Below are 20,469 nucleotides of genomic sequence, written 5' to 3' on the forward strand. Positions count from 1 at the left end.
GCTCAGAACCCGGCCTTGTGCACAGGGCCATCCCAGCCGTCGAGGTACTTGGGCAGGGCGTCGTCGACGTCCAGCACGCGATGGCGATAGAACAGGTGCATGGCTGGCTGCAGCGCATCCGGCAGCGCACCGCCGCAGGCCCGCGCGAAAAGGGTGTTCGGGACCACCGACATGCCCAGCCGGTTGATGCCAAAGAGCGTCTCGCCGCACTGCGGGCAAAACTGGCGCTGGAGCTGCCGGGTCGCATGGTGATAGGTGGCCAGGTGCTGCGCGCCGCGCGCCACCACCACGTTGGCCGGCTCCCAGGCCGTGGCGGCGAACACCGGCGTGGCATAGAAATCCCGGCAGGCCTGGCAATGGCAATTGGCTCTCGCCACCGGTTCTCCGGCAATGCGCAGCTGCACCTGGCCGCAAAGGCACTCCAACGTAGCGGGAATCTGCATAGGCGTTATCTCCTGTTGTTTGTGTTTCCTGAATGGCGGGGTGCATTCTACTTGGCCGCGATGCGGGCTGCAGGGCGCGCCTTCCGGGCGCCTATCCCGCCACGGCCGCATCCAGCATGGCGCCGAACAACCCGATCAGCAGCGCGATGGCCGAGGCGATGAACCAGCGTACCGTCTTGCGGTACTCGGGCACCAGGTCGTCCTCCACCCGCAGCGAACGGAACAGGGCGATGATCTGCAGGCACACCGCCGCCACCAGCGAGATGGCGGCGAACAACGCCTGGACGCTCCAGTGGCCGGGACTCTCGAAGCCCCAGAAGCGCCAGAACGCCAGCGAGAAGCCCAGCAGGACCGTGATGGCGGTGATGATGCCTTGCCGGTAGCCGGCCGGCACGACCTGCGGCGGCGCGCCTGCCGCCTTGGGGGCGGGCGGTGGCGGGGCCGCGGGATCGGGGCCAGGATCGGCTTGAGAGGCGGTCATGGGCTGTCCTCCTGATTGGTGCCGCAAGGCCATGCAAGTGATGCAACGAGTATAGGCACCGGCGGGGCGCGAACGCTCCCCCTGGCCTCTGCATCCGACCTGTATCCGACCTGTCCTGTATCCGACCATCCGTGGCCGCCATCCACCCTCTGCGGGCATTACAATGCGGCTTCAAAGCCGCCGCGTTGCCCGCAACGCTGGCCGGTCTGTTTTTTTGCCTACGCCTGATCCCCTACCTCCTCATGTCCTCGCTTCCCCCCTCAGACAATCGCATCTGGTTCGATGGCGCAGCCGGTAGCATCGAAGCCCTGGCGGATGCGCCGCAAGGCCCGATCCGCGCGATCGCCGTCGTGGCGCACCCGCATCCGCTGCTGGGCGGCAGCGCGGAACACAAGATCCCGGTGGCGCTGGCCAGGATCTTCCAGGCGCGCGGCTTCCTTGCCGTGCGGCCGAATTTCCGGGGCGTGGGCGGCACGCAAGGCAGCCACGATGCGGGTGAGGGCGAGACCGACGATGTGCTTGCCGTGGTGCGGCAGATCCAGTCAGCGCACCCAGGCCTGCCGCTGGCGCTGGCGGGATTCTCTTTCGGCGCCTATGTGCAGACGCGCGTGGCGCAGCGCTTGCTGCAAGGCAGCGAGCCCGTCGCGCACCTGATCCTGGCCGGCATGCCGGCCGGCCCGGCGGCCGGCGGGCGCACCTACGACACGCCCGCGGTGCCGGCCGATGCTTTTGTCATCCATGGCGAGAACGACGCCAATGTGCCGCTGCAAGCGGTGTTCGACTGGGCACGCCCGCAGGAGCTGCCGGTCGCGGTGGTGCCCGGCGCCAACCATTTTTTCACCGGCAAGCTGCCGGTGTTCCAGCGCGCCGTGGCGCAGTACCTGGATACCCGGCTGCGAATCGCCGGGGCCGCCGGCTAAAGATTCTTTAAAGCGCGTCAATCCATGGCCGCATGCGCCACGGCATCGTCGTCGACGTGGCGCGTGGGCTTGATCAGCAGGATGAGCGGCACCACCAGCAGCGTGGCAAGGAACATGACCTTGAAATCGTTGAGGTAGGCGATCATCGCGGCCTGCTGGTTGATCGACTGGTTGAGCATGGCCAGGTCGTAGCGCGAGCCGCTTGCCAGCAGGGATTGCAGGGCCGGGTTGTACACGCTCACATTGGCCGCGAGGTCGGCGTGGGCCACCTGCGTGTTGCGCGTCATCAAGGTCTGGATCACGGAGATGCCGATGCTGCTGCCGATGTTGCGCATCAGGCTGTAGGTGGCCGTGCCGTCCGCGCGCAGCGCTGGCGCGAGCGTGGAAAACGTCAGCGCGCTTAGCGGCACGAACACCAGCCCCAGGCCAAAGCCCTGGATGATGCCGGGCCACACGATATCGGACACCGACAGCACCACGGTGTACTGCATCATCTGCCACAGCGCGAAAGCGGAAATCAGGAAGCCCGCAAACAGCAGCACCCGGGCGTCGATCCGCTTGAGCAGGCGCCCGGCCAGCAGCATGGAGAGCATGGTGCCGGCGCCGCTTGGCGCGGTAACCAGCCCGGTGGTGGCCACCGGATAGCCCATCAGGTTTTGCAGCATCGGCGGCAGCAAGGCGCGGGTGGCGTACATGACCGCGCCGATCACGAAGATAAAGCAGGCACCGGTGGCAAAGTTGCGGTCCTTGAGCAACTGGTACCGGAAGAATGACCTGGGCCCGGCAGTGGCAGTGTGCGCCAGGAAATACAGGAAGCTGACCCCCGCCAGGATGGCCTCGATGCGGATCTCCAGCGAGCCGAACCAGTCGAGCTGTTCGCCACGGTCGAGCATGGCCTGGAACGCGCCGATGGCCAGGCCTAGCGTGATGAAGCCGAACGCATCGAACTTCACGGCCCGCGCCGGCGCCCGGCTGGGCAGGAAGGACAGCACGCCGAACAACGCGAATGCGCCGATCGGCACATTGATGAAAAACACCCATCGCCAGTTGTAGCTATCGGTCAGCCAGCCGCCCAGCGTCGGGCCCAGGATGGGTCCCACCATCACGCCCATGCCCCACACCGCCATTGCCTGTCCCTGCTTCTCGCGGGGGTTGATATCCAGCAGGATGGATTGCGACAGCGGCACCAGCGACGCCCCGAAAATGCCCTGCAGCAGCCGCGACGCCACGATCTGCGCCAGCGTGTCCGACATCCCGCAGAACGCCGAGGCAATGGTGAAGCCGGTGATCGAAATGGCCAGCAGGCGCTTGACGCTGAGCCGGTCGGACAGCCAGCCGGTGAGCGGCGTGGCGATCGCGGCAGCGACGATATACGAGGTCAGCACCCAGGTGATCTCGTCCTGCGACGCCGACAAGCTGCCTTGCATGTGCGGCAGCGCCACGTTGGCAATGGTGCTGTCGAGCGTCTGGATCAGGGTCGCGGCCATGATCGCGATGGTGATCATGGGCCGGTTGAGCGGCATTTCTGCGCGCCCGGCTACCGCTTCGGAAGACATGGTTTGAACAACCTGGAGGGGTTCGGTTGAATAATAAGCATGCTTATTATACGGGCGCGCTAAAGCATGGCAAGCCGCTTGTGGCCGGCGTGCCGGCGTGCCCGAGGGAGATCTTTGTACAATCGCGCCATGGAAACGAAACTGGAAAAGCGCTTTGGCTTCCTGGTCTCGGACGTTGGCCGCCTCAACGGCAAGCGGTTCGATGAACTGGCCAAGTCGTCCCTCGACCTCACCCGGGCGCAATGCCGCGCACTCGCCTACCTGTCGCACTACGGTGAAGTCAACCAGGTGCGGCTCGCCGAACTGCTGGAAGTCGCGCCGATTTCGGCGGGACGCCTGCTTGACCGGATGGAAGAGGGCGGCTGGATTGCGCGCGTGCCCAACCCGGAAGACCGCCGCGAGCGCGTGGTGCGCATGACGCCCAAGGCGGAAAGAGCGCTGGACAAGGCCCGGCGGGTCGGCGACGAGGTTGCGGCGGAGGCGCTGGCCGGCCTCAGCGAGCCGGAGCGGGAGCAACTGATCGGCCTGCTCCAGCGCGTGCGGCAAAACCTGGGCACGATCGTCGATCGTTGATCGTTGACGGCGCGCAGCAAGCCCATCCGGAACCCCTGAATTTCTCAGCCCCGGCGCCGCCTTGCTTCGCTGCCTTGCTTCGCTCCCCTGCTTTGCCGCGCTCCCAGCGCGCCGCGCCATTGCGGCATCGAGTATCGGCGGCTCCCGTGCGATGCCGGCGGGCGGGATGTCGCGGCCAGGCAGGTGGGTGAACGCCGCCGCGTAGTGGATCGAGCCGGCGTCTCAGACCAGTCGAGCCACATCCTCCACTGCGTCAGCCAGTTGCAGCTTGAGCAACTTGAGCAAGCAATACAAGCCGTAAGCCTCCTCCGTCTTCTCGCTCTGCAGCTCCGCCAGTTGCAGCAGGCTATCCATCCCGGCGCTGACGCTTTGCAACTCCGCGCAACTGTTGGCGATGCGTTCGCGCAGGCCGCGATCCAGCGTTTCGATCCGCTCGATCAGCGCGGATACGAGGGGCTGTTCCTCGGCATTGGCGGGACGCGTCATGCCGATCAGCTCGGCGATGAGATCGCCTTGCTTGCTGATGGCGGGCAGGGTGGCGGTGGGACCGCCGCCGCGCGTGGCCGAATCGGGACCGGCTCGGGCGCTGGGATGCATGCAAGCTCCTTAAGGAGGGGGAGGCTATGGGGTGGCAAGACCAGGCCGCCGGCTTCAACGCGAGCGTGGCGGACTCGTAAAAGCATACTGCTTCCGCGCTCGCTCACCTTTAAGAAATTTCTGGATTTGCAGGCAGCCGTGCGCCGTTGCGCTCAGTGCAAGCCTTCGCCCGCTTGGCGGGGGCGCCCATGTTCGAGAGGGTGGGTGCCGGTGAAGCGCAGCCTTGCCATCTGCTCGGCCGCATCCGATAGCAAAGCGCTCGCATTGGCCATGGCCTGCTCGACGGTGATCGGGCCGGGCGCCAGGGAAAAGCAACCCGTGAAATGGGTCCCGAGCGCCGGCAGCGCGGCGGGGTCGATGGCGCCGGAAAGCAATGAGGCGGGCACCCCGCAGGCATGTGCGCGCTGGCAGGCGATCAACGGCGCCTTGCCGCTTAGCGTCTGCACATCGCTGCGCCCCTCGCCGGTGATCAGCCAGTCGGCGCCCGCGAGCGCGCCATCGAGGTCTACGCAGTCCGCCACGATGTCGGCGCCCGGGCGCATCTGCGCGCCAAGCATCAGCAAGGCGTAGCCCAGGCCACCGGCCGCGCCCGCGCCCGCGGCGTCCACGGCGTGGCGCCCGAGCGCCGGCGCCAGCAGGCGATCGTAGCCGGCGAGCGCGGCATCGATGGCATCCACATCCTGCGCTTGCACGCCCTTTTGCGGGCCGAACACGGCGGTGGCGCCTAGCGGCCCGGTCAGCGGGTTGGTGACATCGCACATCGCTACCAGCCTGGTGGAGGCCAGCCGCGGGTCGAGCTGGCTGGCATCGATTGCCGCCAGTTGGGGCAGCGCGGCGGGCGTTGGCGGGATGTCGCGGCCCTGCGCATCCAGCAAGCGCAGCCCCAGGCCATGCAGCAGGCCGGCGCCGCCATCGTTCGTGCTGCTGCCGCCAAGGCCGACGAAGATCTCGCGCACGCCCAGGTCGAGCAAGGCCTTGATGGCATCGCCGAGGCCGGTCGTCGAGCGCTGCGCCACGGGGCATGCCATGCCCGCCGGATCGGTGATGCCGACGATTTCCGCGGACTCGATCACGGCGCGGTCGCCCGCGAGCAGCGCTACCGTGGCGATGCGCGCGGCGCCGTGCGCGCCGCGCACCTCGATGCCGGTGCGCTGGCCGCCGGCGGCCAGCATCGCGTCGATGGTGCCTTCGCCGCCGTCCGCCATCGGGCGTTGCCGGATCGTCGCGCCGGGCAGTGCGCGCTGGATCCCGGCGGCGATGGCGGCGGCGACCTGGCCGGCCGCAAGGGAGCCCTTGAATGAATCGGGGGCAATGACGATAAGGGGATCGGGAAGGCTAGGCATAGGGCGAGGCGGGGTGAACGGCGCTCACCGCAGGGCAAACGCCATACCGAGGAAAAGGGATCAAGGGCCATCGGGTGGCAGCAGGTACCGCCCGATGGCAAAGACTGCTGGCCAAGTCGTGCCCTCAATCCTTCTTGGCCGCGACTTCATGGTTGGCCATCAGCTCAAGCGCGCGGACCAGTGCGGAGTGATCCCAGTCCGAGCCGCCATGGCTTGCGCAGGCATTGAACAACTCCTGGCAGGTGGCGGTGTTCGGCAGCGACACGCCCATCTCGCGCGCGTTCGACAGCGCAAGGTTCAGGTCCTTCTGGTGCAGCCCGATGCGAAAGCCCGGGTCGAACGTCCGCTTGATCATGCGTTCGCCGTGCACTTCCAGCACCTTGGACGACGCAAAGCCGCCCATCAGGGCCTGGCGCACGCGCGCCGGATCCGCGCCGGCCTTGGAGGCGAACAGCAGGGCCTCGGCAACCGCCTCGATGTTCAGTGCCACGATGATCTGGTTGGCCACCTTGGCGGTCTGCCCCGCACCGTTATCACCCACCAGCGTGATGTTCTTGCCCATCAGCTCGAACAGCGGGCGCACGGTCTCGAACGTCGCTTGCGGGCCGCCGACCATGATCGATAGCGTGGCGTTGCGCGCGCCGACCTCGCCGCCGGATACCGGCGCATCCAGGTACTGGCAGCCAAGCGCATTCACGCGCTCGGCGAAGGCCTTGGTGGCAATGGGTGAAATCGAGCTCATGTCGACCACGATCTTGCCCGCGCTCAGCCCTGCAGCGATGCCGCCGTTATTGAACAGCGCTGCCTCCACATGGGGCGTGTCCGGCACCATCAGGAAGATCACGTCCGCGCGTTCGGCCACTTCCTTGCCGGAGCTGCAAGCCACGCCACCGCTGTCCAGCAGGGATTGCGGCACGCCGCTGCGGCTGGACAGGCTGACTTCGTGCCCGCCGGCGATCAGGTTGGCGGCCATCGGGGTGCCCATGATGCCAAGGCCAATAAATCCAAGCTTCACTTTCGTTCTCCGTTAGTCGATCTCGATGGCATCGCTCGCCGCCGCACGCCTGCGCAGCGGGCACCGCGATGCCGGTGCCTCAAATCTGTTGTCTCAATACAGTCTGAAACGCTGTCTGAAATGCTGTCTGAAATGCTTGTGCAGAAACGGGGCCGGCTCAGTACCCCGATGTTTCGCCGCCTGATGCCAGCCCGTCGCGCATCTGCGTCACCACCTGCCGGGCACCGGCCGCCATCAGGCGCGCATCGGAGCCAACGGTGACGAACTGGAAGCCTTGCTCGATCCTGCGCAATGCCGCTTCCGGCGCGCCGTTGTGGATGCCGGCGACCACGCCGTGCGCCTTGGCGCGGGCCACCACGTGCGCGATCGCCTGCGCGACGGGCGGGTCGACATCGTCGAAGGTCGGGCGGCAGCCGAGCGCGAGCGACAAGTCGGACGGGCCGATATAAACCGCATCGAGCCCTTTGACCGACAGGATGTCGTCCAGGTTATCCAGTCCCTGCTTGGTCTCGATCATCGCGAAGACGACGATGGTTTCGTTGGCGCGCTCGGGATAGTCGGGGCCGCCATACAGCATGCCGCGGATCGGCCCGAAGCTGCGCGTGCCCATCGGCGGGTAGTGGGTGGCGGCGACCAGGCGCTGCGCGTCTTCGCGTGTGTTGATCATCGGGCAGATCACACCGTACGCGCCGGCGTCGAGCACCTTCATCAGGATGCCTGGCTCGTTCCAGGGCACGCGCGCCACCGGCATGGTGTCGGTGGTGGAGATCGCCGTGAACAGGCTGAGGGCATCGCGGTAGTCCAGCGCGCCGTGCTGCAGGTCCACCGTGAGGGAGTCCCAGCCCTGGTGGGCCATGGTCTCCGCGGCAAAGCTGCTGGGGATGGACAGCCAGCCATTGACGACGGCTTGCCCGTTCGCCCACATGTTCCGTATCCGGTTCTCGCGCATTGCGTCTCCTGTGGCTTAACTTATAAGTTATCGTACAACATGGGGCAAGTATAACCCTCGCAGGCACGTCGTCAAGCGAAGCGGCAAGGTTGAGGCCGGTTTGAGGAAAGTTAGTGCACCCGGCGTGGCCCGAGGCAGGCGGGGATCGTGCTGCGGCGATGACATGGCTCGGGCTAAGCCATGTCATCGTATGTCTGGCTGGCTAATTCAATACGTCTTCACGCTTGCCCACGCGGAAAGCGATCTCGCCGACACCCGCCACACCGGCGGTCACTTCGTCGCCGGGCTGCAGCGCGCCCACGCCGGCCGGCGTGCCCGTGAAGATCAGGTCGCCAGGTGCCAGGGTCACGCTTTGCGACACATGGGCAATGACGTCGGCCACGGGCCAGATCAGCTCGTCCAGGTCGCCTTCCTGGCGCGTCTCGCCATTGACCTTGAGCCACACGTGGCCTGCGCCGGGATGGCCGATGCTGGCCACGGGGTGCAGCGGGCCGCAAGGGCCGGAGGCGTCGAAGCCCTTGGACCAGTCCCACGGACGGCTCATCTTCTTGGCGGTGTCCTGCAGGTCGCGGCGGGTCAGGTCCACGCCCACGGCATAGCCCCACACCAGGTCGAGTGCCTGCTCGGGCTGGATGTTCGCGCCGCCCTTGCCGATCGCCACTACCAGTTCGATCTCGTGGTGCAGGTTCTCCGTGAGCGGCGGATATGGCACTGTGCCCTCAGCGGCCACGACGGCATCGGCCGGCTTGGTGAAGAAGAACGGCGGTTCGCGGTCCGGGTCATTGCCCATCTCGCGGGCGTGCGCGGCGTAGTTGCGGCCCACGCAAAACACGCGGCGGATGGGAAAGCGGGCGCTGCTGCCGGCCACGGCGACGCTTGCCTGTTCGGCGGGCTGGATAACGTATTCGGTCATGTTGGGGTCCGTCTGTGACGATAGCGGGGAGGGATTACTTTGCGAAGACCTGGCTGATGTCGCCAAAAGCCTTGAACTCCAGCGCGTTGCCCGACGGATCCAGGAAGAACATCGTCGCCTGCTCGCCGACCTGCCCCTTGAAGCGCACATGCGGCTCGATCACGAACTGCGTATGCGCTGCGCGCAGCTTCTGCGCCAGCGCTTCCCAGGCATCCATGGACAGGATCGCGCCGAAGTGGCGCACCGGCACCTCGTCGCCGTCGACGGCGCTGGTGGCACGGTGGCCGCATTCTTCCGGCGCGAGGTGGGCGACGACCTGGTGGCCATAGAAATTGAAATCGATCCAGGCGTCTGAGCTGCGCCCTTCGGGGCAGCCGAGGAGCTCGCCATAGAAGCGGCGGGCTTCCTCCAGGTCGTTGACGGGGAAGGCCAGGTGGAACAACGGGGTTGCGCTCATCAAAGGGGCTCTTGTGGGTGGGGGTTGTCGGTGTGTTGCCGGTGTGTTGCCGCGTTTGATTGTAATCAGCAGAAGTCGTAATATGAAACGAATGATTTCTGTGCTTAGTATCAAAAATTTCAATATCAATCACGCCATGCCGCCTGTAGTCCCCGCATGACTCCGGCATGATCCCGGCATGACCCCCAAATGATCCGTTACTTCCGCACCTTCCTCGTGGCGGCTGAGACCTCGTCCTTTTCCGCCGCCGGCGCACGCCTCGCCCTCACCCAGTCAGCGGTGAGCACCCAGATACGCCGGCTGGAGGAAGACCTTGGCTGCACGTTGTTCGAACGGGCCGGCAAATCGGTCGCGCTGAGCCAGGAGGGCCGCAAGCTGCTGCCTGAAGCCATGCGCTTCGTCGCGCTATACGAGTCCATGAAGGGCCGCGCGCATTGCGCCTCCGACACCACGCCGCTGGAGCTTGGCGCCGTCTCCACCGTGCAGGCCACGCTGCTGCCCGGAGCCATGAAGCGCTTTCGCGCCGGATTTCCCAAGACACACGTCAACATCGTCCCCGGCACGTCTACCCAGTTGCTGACCCAGGTCGATGCCCGAGAGCTCGACGTGGCGGTGCTGATCAAGCCAAGGCTCGGCATTCCGCAGGAACTCAAATGGGTGCCGCTGATGCGCGAGCGCTTTGTCGGCATTGCGCCGGCGGGCTCGCCGCGCGACTTGAAGGCGGTGCTGGCGGCCATGCCCTTCATCCGCTACAACCGGCATTCCATGGGTGGGCAACTGGTGGACCGCTATCTGCGCCGGCACCGGCTGTGGGTGGAGGAAGGCATGGAACTGGACGAGCCCGCCGTGATCCTGCGGATGGTCGACGAAGGGCTGGGCTGCGCGATCATTCCGGCCGCGCTGGTGCCGCTGCAAGCCGCGCGCCACGTGGTGGAGATACCGTTGCCCGGCGAGCCCATGTTCCGCGAGATCGGCGTCCTGGTCAGGCAGTCGGCGCTCAAGCGCGCGTCGATGGCAGCGCTGATCGATGCGCTTGTCGTCGAGACCGCGCACGCAACATGATGCCCTTGCCCGGGCCGCGCAAACGCCGCCGCGGCCTGAAAAAAAATGCGCCCCGCGCGGCGGGAGCGCACGCGGGGCGACCAGGACGACATGGCAGCGCCCACAAGGGCGCTGCCGGACCAGCAAATCTTCAGATGTTCAAGGTTCCGGGTTCACGTTCAGTCAGGGCGCTGCCGGGCAAGGCGCCGCAGAACGTTCCGTGATGGTTACGACGCTGTGGCACCTCGTCGCGTTTCGCGAGGTGCGGCGGCATCTTAAGCAGCGGGAAGAGGGATCAATGCGAGGAGGAGCAGGGCCATTGCGCCCTTATCCCGGCTTTAGGAACGGCGGAGCGGCCTGTCGCCGGCGAGGCGGGAGCGGGCAGGGCGGATGAACTGCCGCGTGCGTCACCTGGCGGGCGCTTGGCGCGGCAATTCGCCGCATATTGGTGCACATGCCACGCATGTGTTGTCATGCCTTTCAACACGCAGGCATTGATTGCGCCAGGCCGGCCAGGAAGACTTGTCGCAGGGCTACAACAGGTGCAACCCATTGACAGGATCAGGCAACCGGCGGCTCACCCTGGAGAAAGCGCGCCGGGATGGCGTCCTTGATTGGGAGCATGTGGAAGTAGGGGCGGGCCTCGGCCAGCACCCGCGCAACCGAAGGACGAGCCACCAGGCGCTCGAAATAAGCGGCCAGGAGCGGATGCGTTTGCGCGAACGGCACCACCATTGCCGCGTAGAACAGCGCGGGTTCCGCGGCGCAGTCGGCCAGCGTGAAGTGCTCGCCGGCCATCCAGGTGCGGCTGGCCATGCGCTGCTCGATCAAATCGTAGGCAGTGCGCAGCGCGGCTTGCGCGTCCGCCACGCCGCGTGGGTCGCGCTCTGCCTCGGCCCGTAGCTGGTCGCCCACGATCTTCTGCATCGGCTGGTGCACGTACAGGTCGAAGATGCGATCCCACAGCCGCGCCTCGCGGCGCGCATCGTCGCCGGCCGGCAGCAGCGCTTGCGCGCCCGGGTAGTGCTGGTCGAGATAGTCGATGATGATCGTGGTTTCCGGGAGCGTCACGTCGCGGCTGTCGTCGCGCAGCACCGGCATCTTGCCGACGGGCCAGAGCGCCAGGAACGCGGCGCGCGAGTCCTTTTCGCCAAGGTGCACCACAACGCCGGAAAATGGCGTCTGGTTTTCGTAGAGCGCGATCAGCACCTTGTGACAGAACGAAGACAGCGGATGGTAGTGGAGAGTCAGGGCCATGATCGTTGCTCCTTGCCGTAGTGCCCGCCTACGTGGCCATCAGCTGCGGCGGCCGCGGGCGCGTGGCCACCGCAAAGGCAATCTGCGCCAGCCCGGCGGCCAGCCCCAGCGCCACGCCGATCTGCCACGCCAGGGTGTAGGAGCCCAGCGCATCGTAGACCAGCCCACCGCCAAACGCGCCGACGAAGCTGCCGATCTGGTGGCTGAAGAACGCCACGCCGCCTAGCATGGCCTGCCAGCGCAGGCCGAAGGTCTGCGCGATCCAGCCCGCCACCAGCGGCGCGACGCCCAGCCACAGGAAGCCCATCACGGCGGCAAACACCAGCGTGCTGCCCGGCGTGGGCGCCGATGAGAAGTACCAGGCCAGCGCCAGCGAGCGCACGCTGTAGATGGTGCCGAGCAGCACCAGCTTGTTGGCCCGCCCGCCAGCCCAGCCGAAGAACAGGCTGCCCAATACATTGAAGCCGCCGATCACGCCGAGCGCCTTGGCGCTGAGCATCGGGTCCATGCCGCAGATGTCGAGATACGAAGGCAGGTGCGTGGTGAGGAAGACCAGTTGCATGCCGCACACGAAATACGCGGCGCCCATCACCAGGAACGCCTTGTTCCGCAGGGCCGCGCCAAGCGCCTCGCGCGCATTCTGCTGCACGGCGCCGGGCAACGAGGGCAACGGCAGGCGATCCACCTTGCCCGCGTACCACGCGGCGGGCAGCATGACCAGCGCAAGCAGGATAAAGGCCGCCAGCCCCACGCGCCAGCCGAACGACTGCGCCACCACCTGCCCGATCGGCGCCGCCACCAGCGCCCCGAGCGAGCCGGCGCCGGACACAATGCCAAGCACCGCGCTGCGCAATGCCGCCGGCACCGGCCGCGCAGCCACCGCCATGGCAATGGCGCTGCCCGTGCAAGCCATCGATGCGCCGATCGCCACGCCCGCGCCGAGCGTCACGCCTGCGATGCCGTGCGCCGTGGCCAGCAGCGCCAGCCCCAGCACATAAAGCAGCGAGCCGCTCATCATCAACGGCCGGAACCCCACCCGCGTGGCCCAGGCGCCGGCCATGGGCTGGAGCAGCCCCCAGGCCAGGTTCTGCACCGCGATCGCAATCGTGAAATCCGACACCGAGATGCCGATGTCCCTGGTCAGCGGGGGCATGAAGATGCCAAGGCTCTGGCGCAGGCCCATGGCCAGGCTCAGCATGACGGAAGCACCGAGCAGGATCGGCAGGACGGGGCGGAGGTCGGACAGGCGAGGGGGCACGGTGGAACGGTCTCTGTCTTTGTATTGTTGTTATTGTTTTCTTCTTTGTCGTGACCTGATCGGCACACTACGGGCAGCCTTGAAGCCACGTAGCCGTGAAGTGATATCGATATGGATATCAACATGCGGGCCGATCGGATAACCCGGCCGAGGGTAAGTCCGGGCGCAAGCGCTGTCAATCTGGATATGGCAAAGGCTGGGTTTGGCTAGCCGGGCGAGGTCAAGGGTTGCGTGCCGTCTCCCACAGCCCCTCCATCATCACCGGGTAGGCCACAGGCCTGAAGGCAGTGAACTGGATATCCCGCACGTGGGTGAAGCTCGACCACAGCAGCCGCGTCCCCTTGAGCCAGCGGGACCCCTTTACCCTGGCTTGGACCAACTGAAGCTCCGCGGCCGTTGCCGGGCGCAGCGGACCAATGGTGCCATAGAGGCGTACCCCTGGCGGCTGGTGAAAGCGGCCGCGCAGCAGCGAACGAAACCAGAAGCCTTTGCCGGAATCGACGGCCATCAGGCAAACCTGGTCGTTGTGGGCAAGGTTGGCGGCCAGCGTGCTGGTGTAGCGGTCGAAGAAGAATGCCGTCTGGTCCGCGCGCGCGAACACGGTCCCGATGGGCGTGACCGTAGGCATGCCGTCGGCGCCGACGGTGGCGAGGGCGCAGTAAAGGGAGGATCGCTGTCCGCGCTCGATCAGCGCGCGGATGGTGGGCCAGGCATCGGCAAGGCAAGGCGTTTGCATAGAGGTCCGTGGAGGTTGTCGGGACACGCCGGGTTGCGCGCGCCCCTTATTTATACGAACCACGGCGGCCGCATGTCAAACTTCAGGACATTGACGCGGCCGCCCGGGCCGCCGGCGCGAAGCGCTTGCGCTGCATCTCATCGGCGGCGCGGTGATACCCGGCCTCAAGCGTGGCGATGATGTCCGCCACGTGCTCGCTCGCATCGATGGAGCCGCATCCGTGGCCGGCGCCGCGAACATCGCGCCAGACCTTTACGTTGCCGTCCCCGGTACTGCGGTACTTGCTGGTTTCCTCGCTGAACGGCGGCAGGTTGTCGGGGTCCAGGTTTGCCTTGACCAGGCTTGCCCGCAGGTAGTTGCCGTACACCCCGGTAAAGGTGTTGCTGTAGACGATGTCGGCCGCCGTGCTCTGGATGAGCTCTTCCTTGTAGACATCGCTCACGCACGACTCCTGCGCGGCGAGAAAGCGCGTGCCCATGTACGCGAGATCAGCGCCCATGGCCTGCGCGGCCAGCACGTCGCCGCCCGTAGATATGGCGCCGCCCAGCACGACGGCGCCATCGAAGAAGCGCCGCACCTCGTTGATCAGGGCGAACGGGCTGCGGTCCCCGCCCTGGCCGCCAGCGCCGGCGGCCACCAGGATCAGGCCATCCACGCCCATCGACGCGGCTTTCCTGGCATGCCGCACATTGGTCACGTCATGCAAGACCAGGCCACCGTAGGCATGCACTTCCTGGATGACTTCCATTGGCGGGGCCTTCAGGCTGGTGATGATAATGGGAACCTGGTGCTCAACGATGGTGACGAGGTCTTGCTCCCAGCGTGTGTTGAGCTTGCTCATGACCTGGTTCACGGCGAAGGGCGCGACCTTGCGCGCCGGGTCAGCCCGCCGCGCGGCAGCCAGGCGCTCGCGAATCTCCGCGATCCAGTCGGCAAGCTGCGCCTGCGGGCGCGCGTTGAGCGCTGGGAAGGCCCCCACGATGCCGTTTATGCATTGCTGGACCACCAGTTCGATGCCCGAGCTGATGAACATGGGTGACCCGATGATTGGCAGGCGAAGCGCATTGTTCAGCGCCGACGGAATGGCCATGGAATTTCCTTGTGGGATGGAGGGAGGGGCAGTGCTTCGAAGAACTATACGAGCCGTGCGCCGGCCGCGTCCAATGCGCGTTCGGGCTTTAATGATGCGAACCTCGCATGAAACGCTCCATGCCGTCTGCCCCGTCTCCTTCGCATTGATTCCACTCTCACATCAATAAACCCGGAACCGTCATTGGACGCTCCCGGGTCGATATGAAATAGTTTGCGGCAGGACATCTCGCCGGACGCGATGCTCCCACGGATCAGAACAATAACGATGGCAGGAGGAGATTTCGAGTATGAAGCAATCGCTTTTCGCGTTGGCTGCATTCAGCCTGTTCGCTGGTGTGGCGCAGGCCGATTCCAGTGTGACCTTGTACGGCGTCGTGGATACCAATATCGAGTACGTCACCAATCTTTCCGGCGTCACGCCGTCCGCGGCCAATGGCTTTGCCGCCGGCCCGGCCAGCAACGTGGCACGGATGACGGCGGGTGGGTTGTCCGGCTCGCGCTGGGGCCTGCGCGGCGTGGAGGAGCTCGGCGGCGGCATGAAAGCCTTGTTTGTGCTGGAGAACGGCTTTGGCTCCGACGATGGCAAGCTGCAGCAAGGTGGCCGCCTGTTCGGGCGGCAGGCCTACGTGGGCCTGGAGAGCGCGAGCTTCGGCCGGGTTACCTTCGGCCGCCAGTACTCCACGCTGTTCAGCATGCTCGCTGATTTCTCCCCCACGGGCTACGCGAGCCAGTACGAGCCATTCGTGGCGTTGCTTGGCCTTAACGTCAGGTCGGACAACACGGTCAAGTACAACGGTGTCTTTGGGCCTGTCACGGCCATCGCGCACTGGAGCTTCGGCAACGGCGTTGCCGGTGGCGGCGAGGTGCCAGGGCAATTCCGCCGCGATACCGGCTACGGGGCGGGTGTGTCCTACGCAGCCGGCCCGTTCGGCGCGAGCCTTGCCTATGACCAGTTCAACCCCACGCTAAACGCGGCGGGCGGCACCGGCACGTTCAAGAAGGTCGGCGCCGCCGCTAGTTACACCGTGGGTGCCGCAAAGCTCATGGGCGGCTACCGCTGGGGCAAGAACACCGACGCCAGCGGCGCTGCGATCCTGCGCGACGACTACTACTGGCTCGGCACCAACTACCAAGCCACGCCGGCGCTCGGCCTCACACTGGCCTACTACTACGACGACGTAAAGAGCCTGGGCGGCGCGAACATCAAGAACCCGTGGCAGGTATCGTTCATGGTGGACTACAACCTGTCCAAGCGCACGGATGTGTACCTGAGCACGGCCTATGCCAAGAACGCCGGCCTGGATTTCGATACCTCGGCGAACAGCTTCGCCAATGGCTATTTCCTTGGCACGGGCAAGGACAGCATGCTGGGTGCGGCCGTCGGCATCCGTCACAAATTCTGATGCTGCGCGCATCCCAAGAGGAGTGTATGAACATGATCGCGAATAGCCGGTTCCCAGCTTTGTCACGGACGCGCCGCGCGCGGCTTGCGGCAGCGCCTGCCGTCTTGCTGGGGCTTGCGGCCCTGGGGCCAGGTGCGTCAGCGCAGCAGCCCGATGCATTTCCATCGCGTCCCGTCCGTGTCATCACGCCGTTCCCCGCAGGCGGATCCACCGACAACTTTCTTCGCCCGCTTGCCATCCGGGTCGCCAGGATCCTGGCCCAGCCCGTCGTGATCGAGCCCCGGCCGGGCGGCAACACGATCATTGCGACCAGCGCCGTGGCGAAGAGCCCCGCCGATGGCTACACCCTGTTGATCGCCGTCAACACGCTGCTGACCAACTCCGCGCTCTACCGCAAGCTGCCCTACAACACGGCAACCGATCTGGTTCCCGTCACCTACCTGGGCGAAGACGGCTTCGCGGTGGCCGTCAGCGGCACGCTGCCCGTGACCAACCTCGCGGGCTTTCTCGCCCTGGCCAGGACCAAGCCGGGTGGCCTCACCTACGGGACATCGACGGTAGGCGGCACGACGCACCTGGGCCCGGTGCTGCTCGAACAGATGGCGGGGATCAAGCTGACGCAGGTTTCCTACAAAGGTGGGCCGACCCTGCTCAACGACCTGGGCTCCGGCGTCATCGACATGACCTTCGATGGCTACACCGGGATGGCGCCGTTGCTGCCTACCGGCAGGGTCAAGGTGATCGCGCAAACGGGCCCGCACCGCAGTCCTTCCATGCCGGGCATACCGCTGGCCTCCGAAACACCGGGCATGGAGAAGTTTTCCGTGAAATTCCACGTAGGCCTGTACGCGCCGGCGGGTACGCCGGTGGCGGTCCTGCGCAAGCTGAACCTGGCGTTTCGCGAAGCGGTCGACGAAGAGATCAAGGCGAAGTCGCTGGCTTACAACCTCCAGCCGCTCAACCTCAGCGTGGAGGAATCCGCGCGGTACTTCCAGACGGAGCTGAAATTCTGGTCGGACGCGGTTCGCCATTCCGGCATCTCGATCGAAGAATAGAAGCCATGCAATCCGCAATGGCACCAAGCCGACTAGCCAACTGAATCATGCATCCATCCCATTTTGGAAAGACCGCGCCGGAAGACGTGTGCGCCATTTTTGCAGACGACAATTTCTCGTTGACGTATGGCGAGCTGGAGCGCAGAGCCAATCGCGGCGCACGCCTGTTGATGAGCCAGGGTCTTCGTGCGGGTGATACGCTGGTCTTCTGCCTGGAAAACGACGCAGCGTTCCTGGCGGTCTGTCTCGCCGCGCAACGTATCGGCGTCTACTTCACGCCGGTTTCGACACGGGCGACGGCGGAAGAACTCGCGTACATCGTGGCGGATAGCGGTGCCAGCATGCTGGTCATCGCGGCCAGCAAGGTTGCGACAATGCCGGGCCTGCCTGGCCTGCTCGATCCCGGTGTACACCGTATTGCCTGCATGGGAGAAGTGGCCGGTTACCTGGACTGGGACCGCGCCGCCGCGGGATTTGACGACAGCGAACTCTCCGACCCGGCCTGCGGGGAGGTGTTGCTGTATTCGTCCGGCACCACGGGCAAGCCCAAGGGCGTCAAGCGTGCCACGATGACCCGCCCGTACGACAGCGCTGATCCTCGCCTGGCAGCGCTGATGCAGACCTGCACCCGCGACACGGTCTTCCTCTCCACGTCGCCGCTCTACCACAGCGCGCCGTTCCGGTATGCGTGCGCCATTCTGGCAACGGGGGGGACGTTGATCGTGATGAAGCGTTTCGACCCGGAGCAGGCGCTGGCACTGATCGAGCGATACCAATGCACGGCCAGCTTGTGGGTGCCAACCATGTTCTCCCGCATGTTGCGCCTGCCCGATGCCGTGAAACGGCGCTACCAGCTCTTGTCGATGACCTTCGCGGTCCATGGCGCCGCGCCTTGTCCGGTCTACGTGAAGGAGGCCATGATCGCGTGGTGGGGCCCGGTTCTCTACGAGGTGTATGCGGGCACCGAAGGCGTCGGCACATGCGGCATCACGTCCGAGGAGTGGCTGCTGCACAAGGGCTCGGTTGGGCGCTCCACGCAAGCGCCCATCCACATCTTTGACGACGAATGGCATGAGTTGCCGGCGGGGCAGGTCGGCATGATCTTCTTCGAGGGCACGGGCAATTTCAGCTATCACGGTGACGCCGCAAAGACCGAAAAGGTGACGAGCCCGCAAGGCTGGCGGACCTATGGCGACCTGGGTTACGTCGACGCCGAAGGCTATCTGTACCTGACGGGCCGCAAGTCATTCACGATCATTACGGGTGGGGTCAACGTTTATCCACAGGAAGTGGAGGATGTGCTGGGTGCCCATCCGGCGGTTGCGGACTGCGCGGTGTTTGGCATTCCGGACGAGGACCTCGGCGAGCAGGTCAAGGCGGTGGTGCAGGCCGTCGCGCCGCACGACGCGGGCCCCGAGCTTGGCCAGGAGCTGATCGCCTGGTGCCGCAGCAAGCTCTCGGCGATCAAATGCCCCAAGACGATCGATTTCGATCCCGCGCTGCCCCGTGAACCCAACGGGAAACTCTACAAGCTGCCGCTGCAACAGCGGTACGCGAGACGCTAGTTCTACCAGGTTGACCAATCCCAAGGAGGCATATGTCAGATCAGGTCGTGTTGTATGAGGAGCGGGATCGGGTCGCGATCATCACCCTGAACCGTCCAGGCAAGAACCTGTTCAGCGATGAGGTCGTGCAGGGGCTGCACGACTCGCTTTGCCGGCTCAACGAAGGCAGTGCGCGGGCTGGCGTCATTTGCGCTAACGGTGAGAACTTCACGATGGGTGCGGATCTCCGCGCCTTCCCCAAGGACATCGCTCGCAGCATCCCTGGCGCGGGCGCACCGTCTGGCAAGCCGCTCGTGGCCGCTGTCAACGGCTGGTGCCTCGGTGCGGCGATGACACTGGTCCAGATGTGCGATCTGTGCGTGGCCACGGAGACGACAAGGTTCATGTACCCGGAAGCCAAGCTGGGTGTGTCGATGGGTATGATCGCCGGTCTGGCCGCGCGGATTCCGCACAAGGTGGCGATGGAAGTGATGTTGCTCGGCGGCGCGCTGCCGGCCCGGCGCGCTTATGAGGTCGGGCTGGTCAACCGGCTGGTACCCGAAGGCGAACAGTTGAACGCAGCGCTCGAGTATGCGAGGGCATTGGCGGACAACTCGCCGCTGGTCATCGCGCGGTTGCGGCGGCTGGTCAATGCGGTGGTGCCGGACAGCCCAGCCGTGCAGGCCTATCGCCTGCAGAGAGAGCTGTCCTTCATGCTGGAAAGCGATGACCTGAAGGAGGGCATGGGCAGCATCGCTGAGAAGCGCAGGGCGAATTTCGTTGGGCGATAGAAGCCGTGGGTGCGGGCGAAGGCCCGCTCTCACGACTTCGCCGCGGCCCCGTCGAAATACCGCGTCAGCATGCTGACCATGCTGCGGACCAGGGGCGACGTGGTGGATTTTCGCCACACGAACATATTCTCCAGGCAGAGCGCCAGGTCATCGATCTCTCGCAACGTCACGCCCCTGGGCAACAGGTAGTTCTCGGCCAGCGGGTGGATGCCGACGCGGCCGTTGTCGATGATGTCCCGTAGGACCCGGTCGATGAAGTTGGACTCGTAAGCGACCGCGCCGAGCAGGCCGCATTGCGCTAGCAAGGCATCCAGGTTCTCGCGCACTCGCGGCCAGGTCTTGGCGTTCACCAGGCTCAGTTCCTCCCCCCGCAGGTCCGCCAATGTCAGTGACGCGCGCTGTGCCAGTGGATGATCATCAGGCAGGAGCACGCGGTAGCGGATCTGCTCGATCTGGATGACGCCCAGGCTGTCGTCCGCGATCGGGCCGCCGCAAAAACCGACGTCCAGGTCGCCGTTGCGCACATAGAACACCACGTCTTGCGAAGGCATTGACTCGATGCGGCCATTCACGCTGGGAAAGGTCTGAAAGAATAGGTCGCTGAACTTCTGCCACTCTCCAAACCTTGAGGTTGCGCTAACGCCAATCAACAGCGAGCCGGCCAGGTCCGCATCCGTTGCGCCAATCTCCGCAAGCCCGGCTTGATAGCTGACCAGTGCCTCGCGCCAGTGGCGCGCCAGCACCATGGCAGCGCGGGTAGGACGCACGAAGCGGGTGGTGCGCTCGAACAGTCGTTGATTGACCCGTTCCTCGATAGCGCTGATCTTGCGCGACAGACCCGACTGGGTCAGGTGCAGTTTCTCCGCCGCGGCGTTGAAGTTGCGCTGCTCCACCAGCTCAAGGAATGCGTAGATGTGATTGATATTTATCATGTTGAGCGGGCGGTATTGGTTGACTGGCCACCTGACAGACCGAACGCGCACGTTCGCGATCATTGTGCCATGGCACACGCAATTGGCCTCTTGGGGAAAACCGTCATGAAATC

Annotated in this window: 21 protein-coding genes; 7 read left to right on the plus strand and 14 right to left on the minus strand. The window is 65.5% G+C overall.

Features of this window, described 5'->3' with window-relative positions; genetic code table 11:
• Nucleotides 1–2: 2 nt before the first annotated feature.
• Both RR42_RS23200 and RR42_RS23205 read right to left on the minus strand, forming a co-directional pair.
• Entirely contained in the window at nt 3–443 is a 441-nt protein-coding gene (locus RR42_RS23200) for a GFA family protein (protein ID WP_043353375.1), read from the minus strand.
• Between the two features lie 91 nt (nt 444–534).
• Nucleotides 535–924 (minus strand): hypothetical protein, encoded by a 390-nt coding sequence (locus RR42_RS23205; RefSeq protein ID WP_043353376.1) that lies wholly within the window; start codon nt 922–924, stop codon nt 535–537.
• A 242-nt stretch (nt 925–1,166) separates the two neighbouring features.
• On the opposite strand from RR42_RS23205, the gene RR42_RS23210 reads away from it, so the two are divergent.
• Nucleotides 1,167–1,844 carry an alpha/beta hydrolase gene (locus tag RR42_RS23210; RefSeq protein ID WP_043357692.1) on the plus strand — a complete coding sequence of 226 codons (678 nt, stop codon included), beginning with the start codon at nt 1,167–1,169 and terminating at the stop codon, nt 1,842–1,844.
• A gap of 17 nt (nt 1,845–1,861) precedes the next feature.
• Here RR42_RS23210 and RR42_RS23215 read toward each other — a convergent pair whose 3' ends face one another.
• Nucleotides 1,862–3,400 (minus strand): DHA2 family efflux MFS transporter permease subunit, encoded by a 1,539-nt coding sequence (locus RR42_RS23215; RefSeq protein WP_043353377.1) that lies wholly within the window; start codon nt 3,398–3,400, stop codon nt 1,862–1,864.
• 129 nt (nt 3,401–3,529) lie between these two features.
• On the opposite strand from RR42_RS23215, the gene RR42_RS23220 reads away from it, so the two are divergent.
• A complete protein-coding gene (locus RR42_RS23220; RefSeq protein ID WP_043353379.1) occupies nt 3,530–3,973 on the plus strand; it encodes a MarR family winged helix-turn-helix transcriptional regulator in 444 nt (147 codons plus the stop codon).
• A 222-nt stretch (nt 3,974–4,195) separates the two neighbouring features.
• Here RR42_RS23220 and RR42_RS23225 read toward each other — a convergent pair whose 3' ends face one another.
• The 6 genes from RR42_RS23225 to RR42_RS23250 all read right to left on the minus strand — a co-directional run bounded on the left by RR42_RS23225 (nt 4,196) and on the right by RR42_RS23250 (nt 9,247).
• The gene (locus RR42_RS23225; protein WP_052494878.1) at nt 4,196–4,570 is read right to left on the minus strand and encodes a DUF1484 family protein; all 375 of its coding nucleotides are present in this window, start codon (nt 4,568–4,570) and stop codon (nt 4,196–4,198) included.
• Between the two features lie 152 nt (nt 4,571–4,722).
• On the minus strand, nt 4,723–5,913 hold the full coding sequence (locus RR42_RS23230; protein WP_043353380.1) for a glycerate kinase: 1,191 nt from the start codon (nt 5,911–5,913) through the stop codon (nt 4,723–4,725).
• 124 nt (nt 5,914–6,037) lie between these two features.
• On the minus strand, nt 6,038–6,928 hold the full coding sequence (gene glxR, locus RR42_RS23235; protein WP_082055057.1) for a 2-hydroxy-3-oxopropionate reductase: 891 nt from the start codon (nt 6,926–6,928) through the stop codon (nt 6,038–6,040).
• A 157-nt stretch (nt 6,929–7,085) separates the two neighbouring features.
• The gene (locus RR42_RS23240; RefSeq protein WP_043353384.1) at nt 7,086–7,877 is read right to left on the minus strand and encodes an HpcH/HpaI aldolase family protein; all 792 of its coding nucleotides are present in this window, start codon (nt 7,875–7,877) and stop codon (nt 7,086–7,088) included.
• A 202-nt stretch (nt 7,878–8,079) separates the two neighbouring features.
• Nucleotides 8,080–8,790, minus strand: a complete 711-nt coding sequence (locus RR42_RS23245) for a fumarylacetoacetate hydrolase family protein (RefSeq protein WP_043353386.1) — start codon at nt 8,788–8,790, stop codon at nt 8,080–8,082.
• A gap of 34 nt (nt 8,791–8,824) precedes the next feature.
• Nucleotides 8,825–9,247 carry a VOC family protein gene (locus RR42_RS23250; RefSeq protein WP_043357696.1) on the minus strand — a complete coding sequence of 141 codons (423 nt, stop codon included), beginning with the start codon at nt 9,245–9,247 and terminating at the stop codon, nt 8,825–8,827.
• Nucleotides 9,248–9,436: 189 nt separating this feature from the next.
• Between RR42_RS23250 and RR42_RS23255 the strand changes: the two genes are divergently transcribed.
• Nucleotides 9,437–10,309: a LysR family transcriptional regulator gene (locus RR42_RS23255; protein WP_043353387.1), complete on the plus strand. Its 873-nt coding sequence runs from the start codon at nt 9,437–9,439 to the stop codon at nt 10,307–10,309.
• A 540-nt stretch (nt 10,310–10,849) separates the two neighbouring features.
• On the opposite strand, the gene RR42_RS23260 is transcribed toward RR42_RS23255, so the two are convergent.
• The 4 genes from RR42_RS23260 to RR42_RS23275 form a co-directional block, all read right to left on the minus strand.
• Nucleotides 10,850–11,545 carry a glutathione S-transferase family protein gene (locus RR42_RS23260; RefSeq protein ID WP_043353388.1) on the minus strand — a complete coding sequence of 232 codons (696 nt, stop codon included), beginning with the start codon at nt 11,543–11,545 and terminating at the stop codon, nt 10,850–10,852.
• A 28-nt stretch (nt 11,546–11,573) separates the two neighbouring features.
• On the minus strand, nt 11,574–12,743 hold the full coding sequence (locus RR42_RS23265) for an MFS transporter (RefSeq protein WP_052494879.1): 1,170 nt from the start codon (nt 12,741–12,743) through the stop codon (nt 11,574–11,576).
• 280 nt (nt 12,744–13,023) lie between these two features.
• Nucleotides 13,024–13,539, minus strand: coding sequence for a pyridoxamine 5'-phosphate oxidase family protein (locus RR42_RS23270; RefSeq protein ID WP_043353389.1), 516 nt, complete (start codon nt 13,537–13,539; stop codon nt 13,024–13,026).
• Nucleotides 13,540–13,621: 82 nt separating this feature from the next.
• On the minus strand, nt 13,622–14,629 hold the full coding sequence (locus tag RR42_RS23275; protein ID WP_043353390.1) for an NAD(P)H-dependent flavin oxidoreductase: 1,008 nt from the start codon (nt 14,627–14,629) through the stop codon (nt 13,622–13,624).
• Nucleotides 14,630–14,918: 289 nt separating this feature from the next.
• On the opposite strand from RR42_RS23275, the gene RR42_RS23280 reads away from it, so the two are divergent.
• Genes RR42_RS23280 through RR42_RS23295 form a run of 4 tightly spaced genes read left to right on the plus strand, consistent with a single transcriptional unit; the run spans nt 14,919 to nt 19,424 of the window.
• On the plus strand, nt 14,919–16,034 hold the full coding sequence (locus RR42_RS23280) for a porin (RefSeq protein ID WP_043353392.1): 1,116 nt from the start codon (nt 14,919–14,921) through the stop codon (nt 16,032–16,034).
• 32 nt (nt 16,035–16,066) lie between these two features.
• Complete coding sequence (locus tag RR42_RS23285; RefSeq protein ID WP_158408296.1) at nt 16,067–17,089, plus strand: Bug family tripartite tricarboxylate transporter substrate binding protein; 1,023 nt, start codon at nt 16,067–16,069, stop codon at nt 17,087–17,089.
• Between the two features lie 47 nt (nt 17,090–17,136).
• Nucleotides 17,137–18,654, plus strand: a complete 1,518-nt coding sequence (locus RR42_RS23290) for an AMP-binding protein (RefSeq protein ID WP_052494880.1) — start codon at nt 17,137–17,139, stop codon at nt 18,652–18,654.
• Between the two features lie 32 nt (nt 18,655–18,686).
• Nucleotides 18,687–19,424, plus strand: a complete 738-nt coding sequence (locus RR42_RS23295; protein ID WP_043353398.1) for an enoyl-CoA hydratase/isomerase family protein — start codon at nt 18,687–18,689, stop codon at nt 19,422–19,424.
• A 29-nt stretch (nt 19,425–19,453) separates the two neighbouring features.
• On the opposite strand, the gene RR42_RS23300 is transcribed toward RR42_RS23295, so the two are convergent.
• Complete coding sequence (locus RR42_RS23300; RefSeq protein WP_158408297.1) at nt 19,454–20,356, minus strand: LysR family transcriptional regulator; 903 nt, start codon at nt 20,354–20,356, stop codon at nt 19,454–19,456.
• Nucleotides 20,357–20,469 lie beyond the last annotated feature (113 nt).

This window comes from Cupriavidus basilensis (genome assembly GCF_000832305.1).
In the GTDB taxonomy this organism is placed as follows: Bacteria; Pseudomonadota; Gammaproteobacteria; order Burkholderiales; family Burkholderiaceae; genus Cupriavidus; species Cupriavidus basilensis_F.

What these genes read in the sequence shown, in the direction of transcription:
- RR42_RS23200 (WP_043353375.1), bottom strand. Translation starts at nt 443, where the DNA reads ATGCAGATTCCCGCTACGTTGGAGTGCCTTTGCGGCCAGGTGCAGCTG.
- RR42_RS23205 (WP_043353376.1), bottom strand. Translation starts at nt 924, where the DNA reads ATGACCGCCTCTCAAGCCGATCCTGGCCCCGATCCCGCGGCCCCGCCA.
- RR42_RS23210 (WP_043357692.1), top strand. Translation starts at nt 1,167, where the DNA reads ATGTCCTCGCTTCCCCCCTCAGACAATCGCATCTGGTTCGATGGCGCA.
- RR42_RS23215 (WP_043353377.1), bottom strand. Translation starts at nt 3,400, where the DNA reads ATGTCTTCCGAAGCGGTAGCCGGGCGCGCAGAAATGCCGCTCAACCGG.
- RR42_RS23220 (WP_043353379.1), top strand. Translation starts at nt 3,530, where the DNA reads ATGGAAACGAAACTGGAAAAGCGCTTTGGCTTCCTGGTCTCGGACGTT.
- RR42_RS23225 (WP_052494878.1), bottom strand. Translation starts at nt 4,570, where the DNA reads ATGCATCCCAGCGCCCGAGCCGGTCCCGATTCGGCCACGCGCGGCGGC.
- RR42_RS23230 (WP_043353380.1), bottom strand. Translation starts at nt 5,913, where the DNA reads ATGCCTAGCCTTCCCGATCCCCTTATCGTCATTGCCCCCGATTCATTC.
- RR42_RS23240 (WP_043353384.1), bottom strand. Translation starts at nt 7,877, where the DNA reads ATGCGCGAGAACCGGATACGGAACATGTGGGCGAACGGGCAAGCCGTC.
- RR42_RS23245 (WP_043353386.1), bottom strand. Translation starts at nt 8,790, where the DNA reads ATGACCGAATACGTTATCCAGCCCGCCGAACAGGCAAGCGTCGCCGTG.
- RR42_RS23250 (WP_043357696.1), bottom strand. Translation starts at nt 9,247, where the DNA reads ATGAGCGCAACCCCGTTGTTCCACCTGGCCTTCCCCGTCAACGACCTG.
- RR42_RS23255 (WP_043353387.1), top strand. Translation starts at nt 9,437, where the DNA reads ATGATCCGTTACTTCCGCACCTTCCTCGTGGCGGCTGAGACCTCGTCC.
- RR42_RS23260 (WP_043353388.1), bottom strand. Translation starts at nt 11,545, where the DNA reads ATGGCCCTGACTCTCCACTACCATCCGCTGTCTTCGTTCTGTCACAAG.
- RR42_RS23265 (WP_052494879.1), bottom strand. Translation starts at nt 12,743, where the DNA reads ATGCTGAGCCTGGCCATGGGCCTGCGCCAGAGCCTTGGCATCTTCATG.
- RR42_RS23270 (WP_043353389.1), bottom strand. Translation starts at nt 13,539, where the DNA reads ATGCAAACGCCTTGCCTTGCCGATGCCTGGCCCACCATCCGCGCGCTG.
- RR42_RS23275 (WP_043353390.1), bottom strand. Translation starts at nt 14,629, where the DNA reads ATGGCCATTCCGTCGGCGCTGAACAATGCGCTTCGCCTGCCAATCATC.
- RR42_RS23280 (WP_043353392.1), top strand. Translation starts at nt 14,919, where the DNA reads ATGAAGCAATCGCTTTTCGCGTTGGCTGCATTCAGCCTGTTCGCTGGT.
- RR42_RS23285 (WP_158408296.1), top strand. Translation starts at nt 16,067, where the DNA reads ATGATCGCGAATAGCCGGTTCCCAGCTTTGTCACGGACGCGCCGCGCG.
- RR42_RS23290 (WP_052494880.1), top strand. Translation starts at nt 17,137, where the DNA reads ATGCATCCATCCCATTTTGGAAAGACCGCGCCGGAAGACGTGTGCGCC.
- RR42_RS23295 (WP_043353398.1), top strand. Translation starts at nt 18,687, where the DNA reads ATGTCAGATCAGGTCGTGTTGTATGAGGAGCGGGATCGGGTCGCGATC.
- RR42_RS23300 (WP_158408297.1), bottom strand. Translation starts at nt 20,356, where the DNA reads ATGATAAATATCAATCACATCTACGCATTCCTTGAGCTGGTGGAGCAG.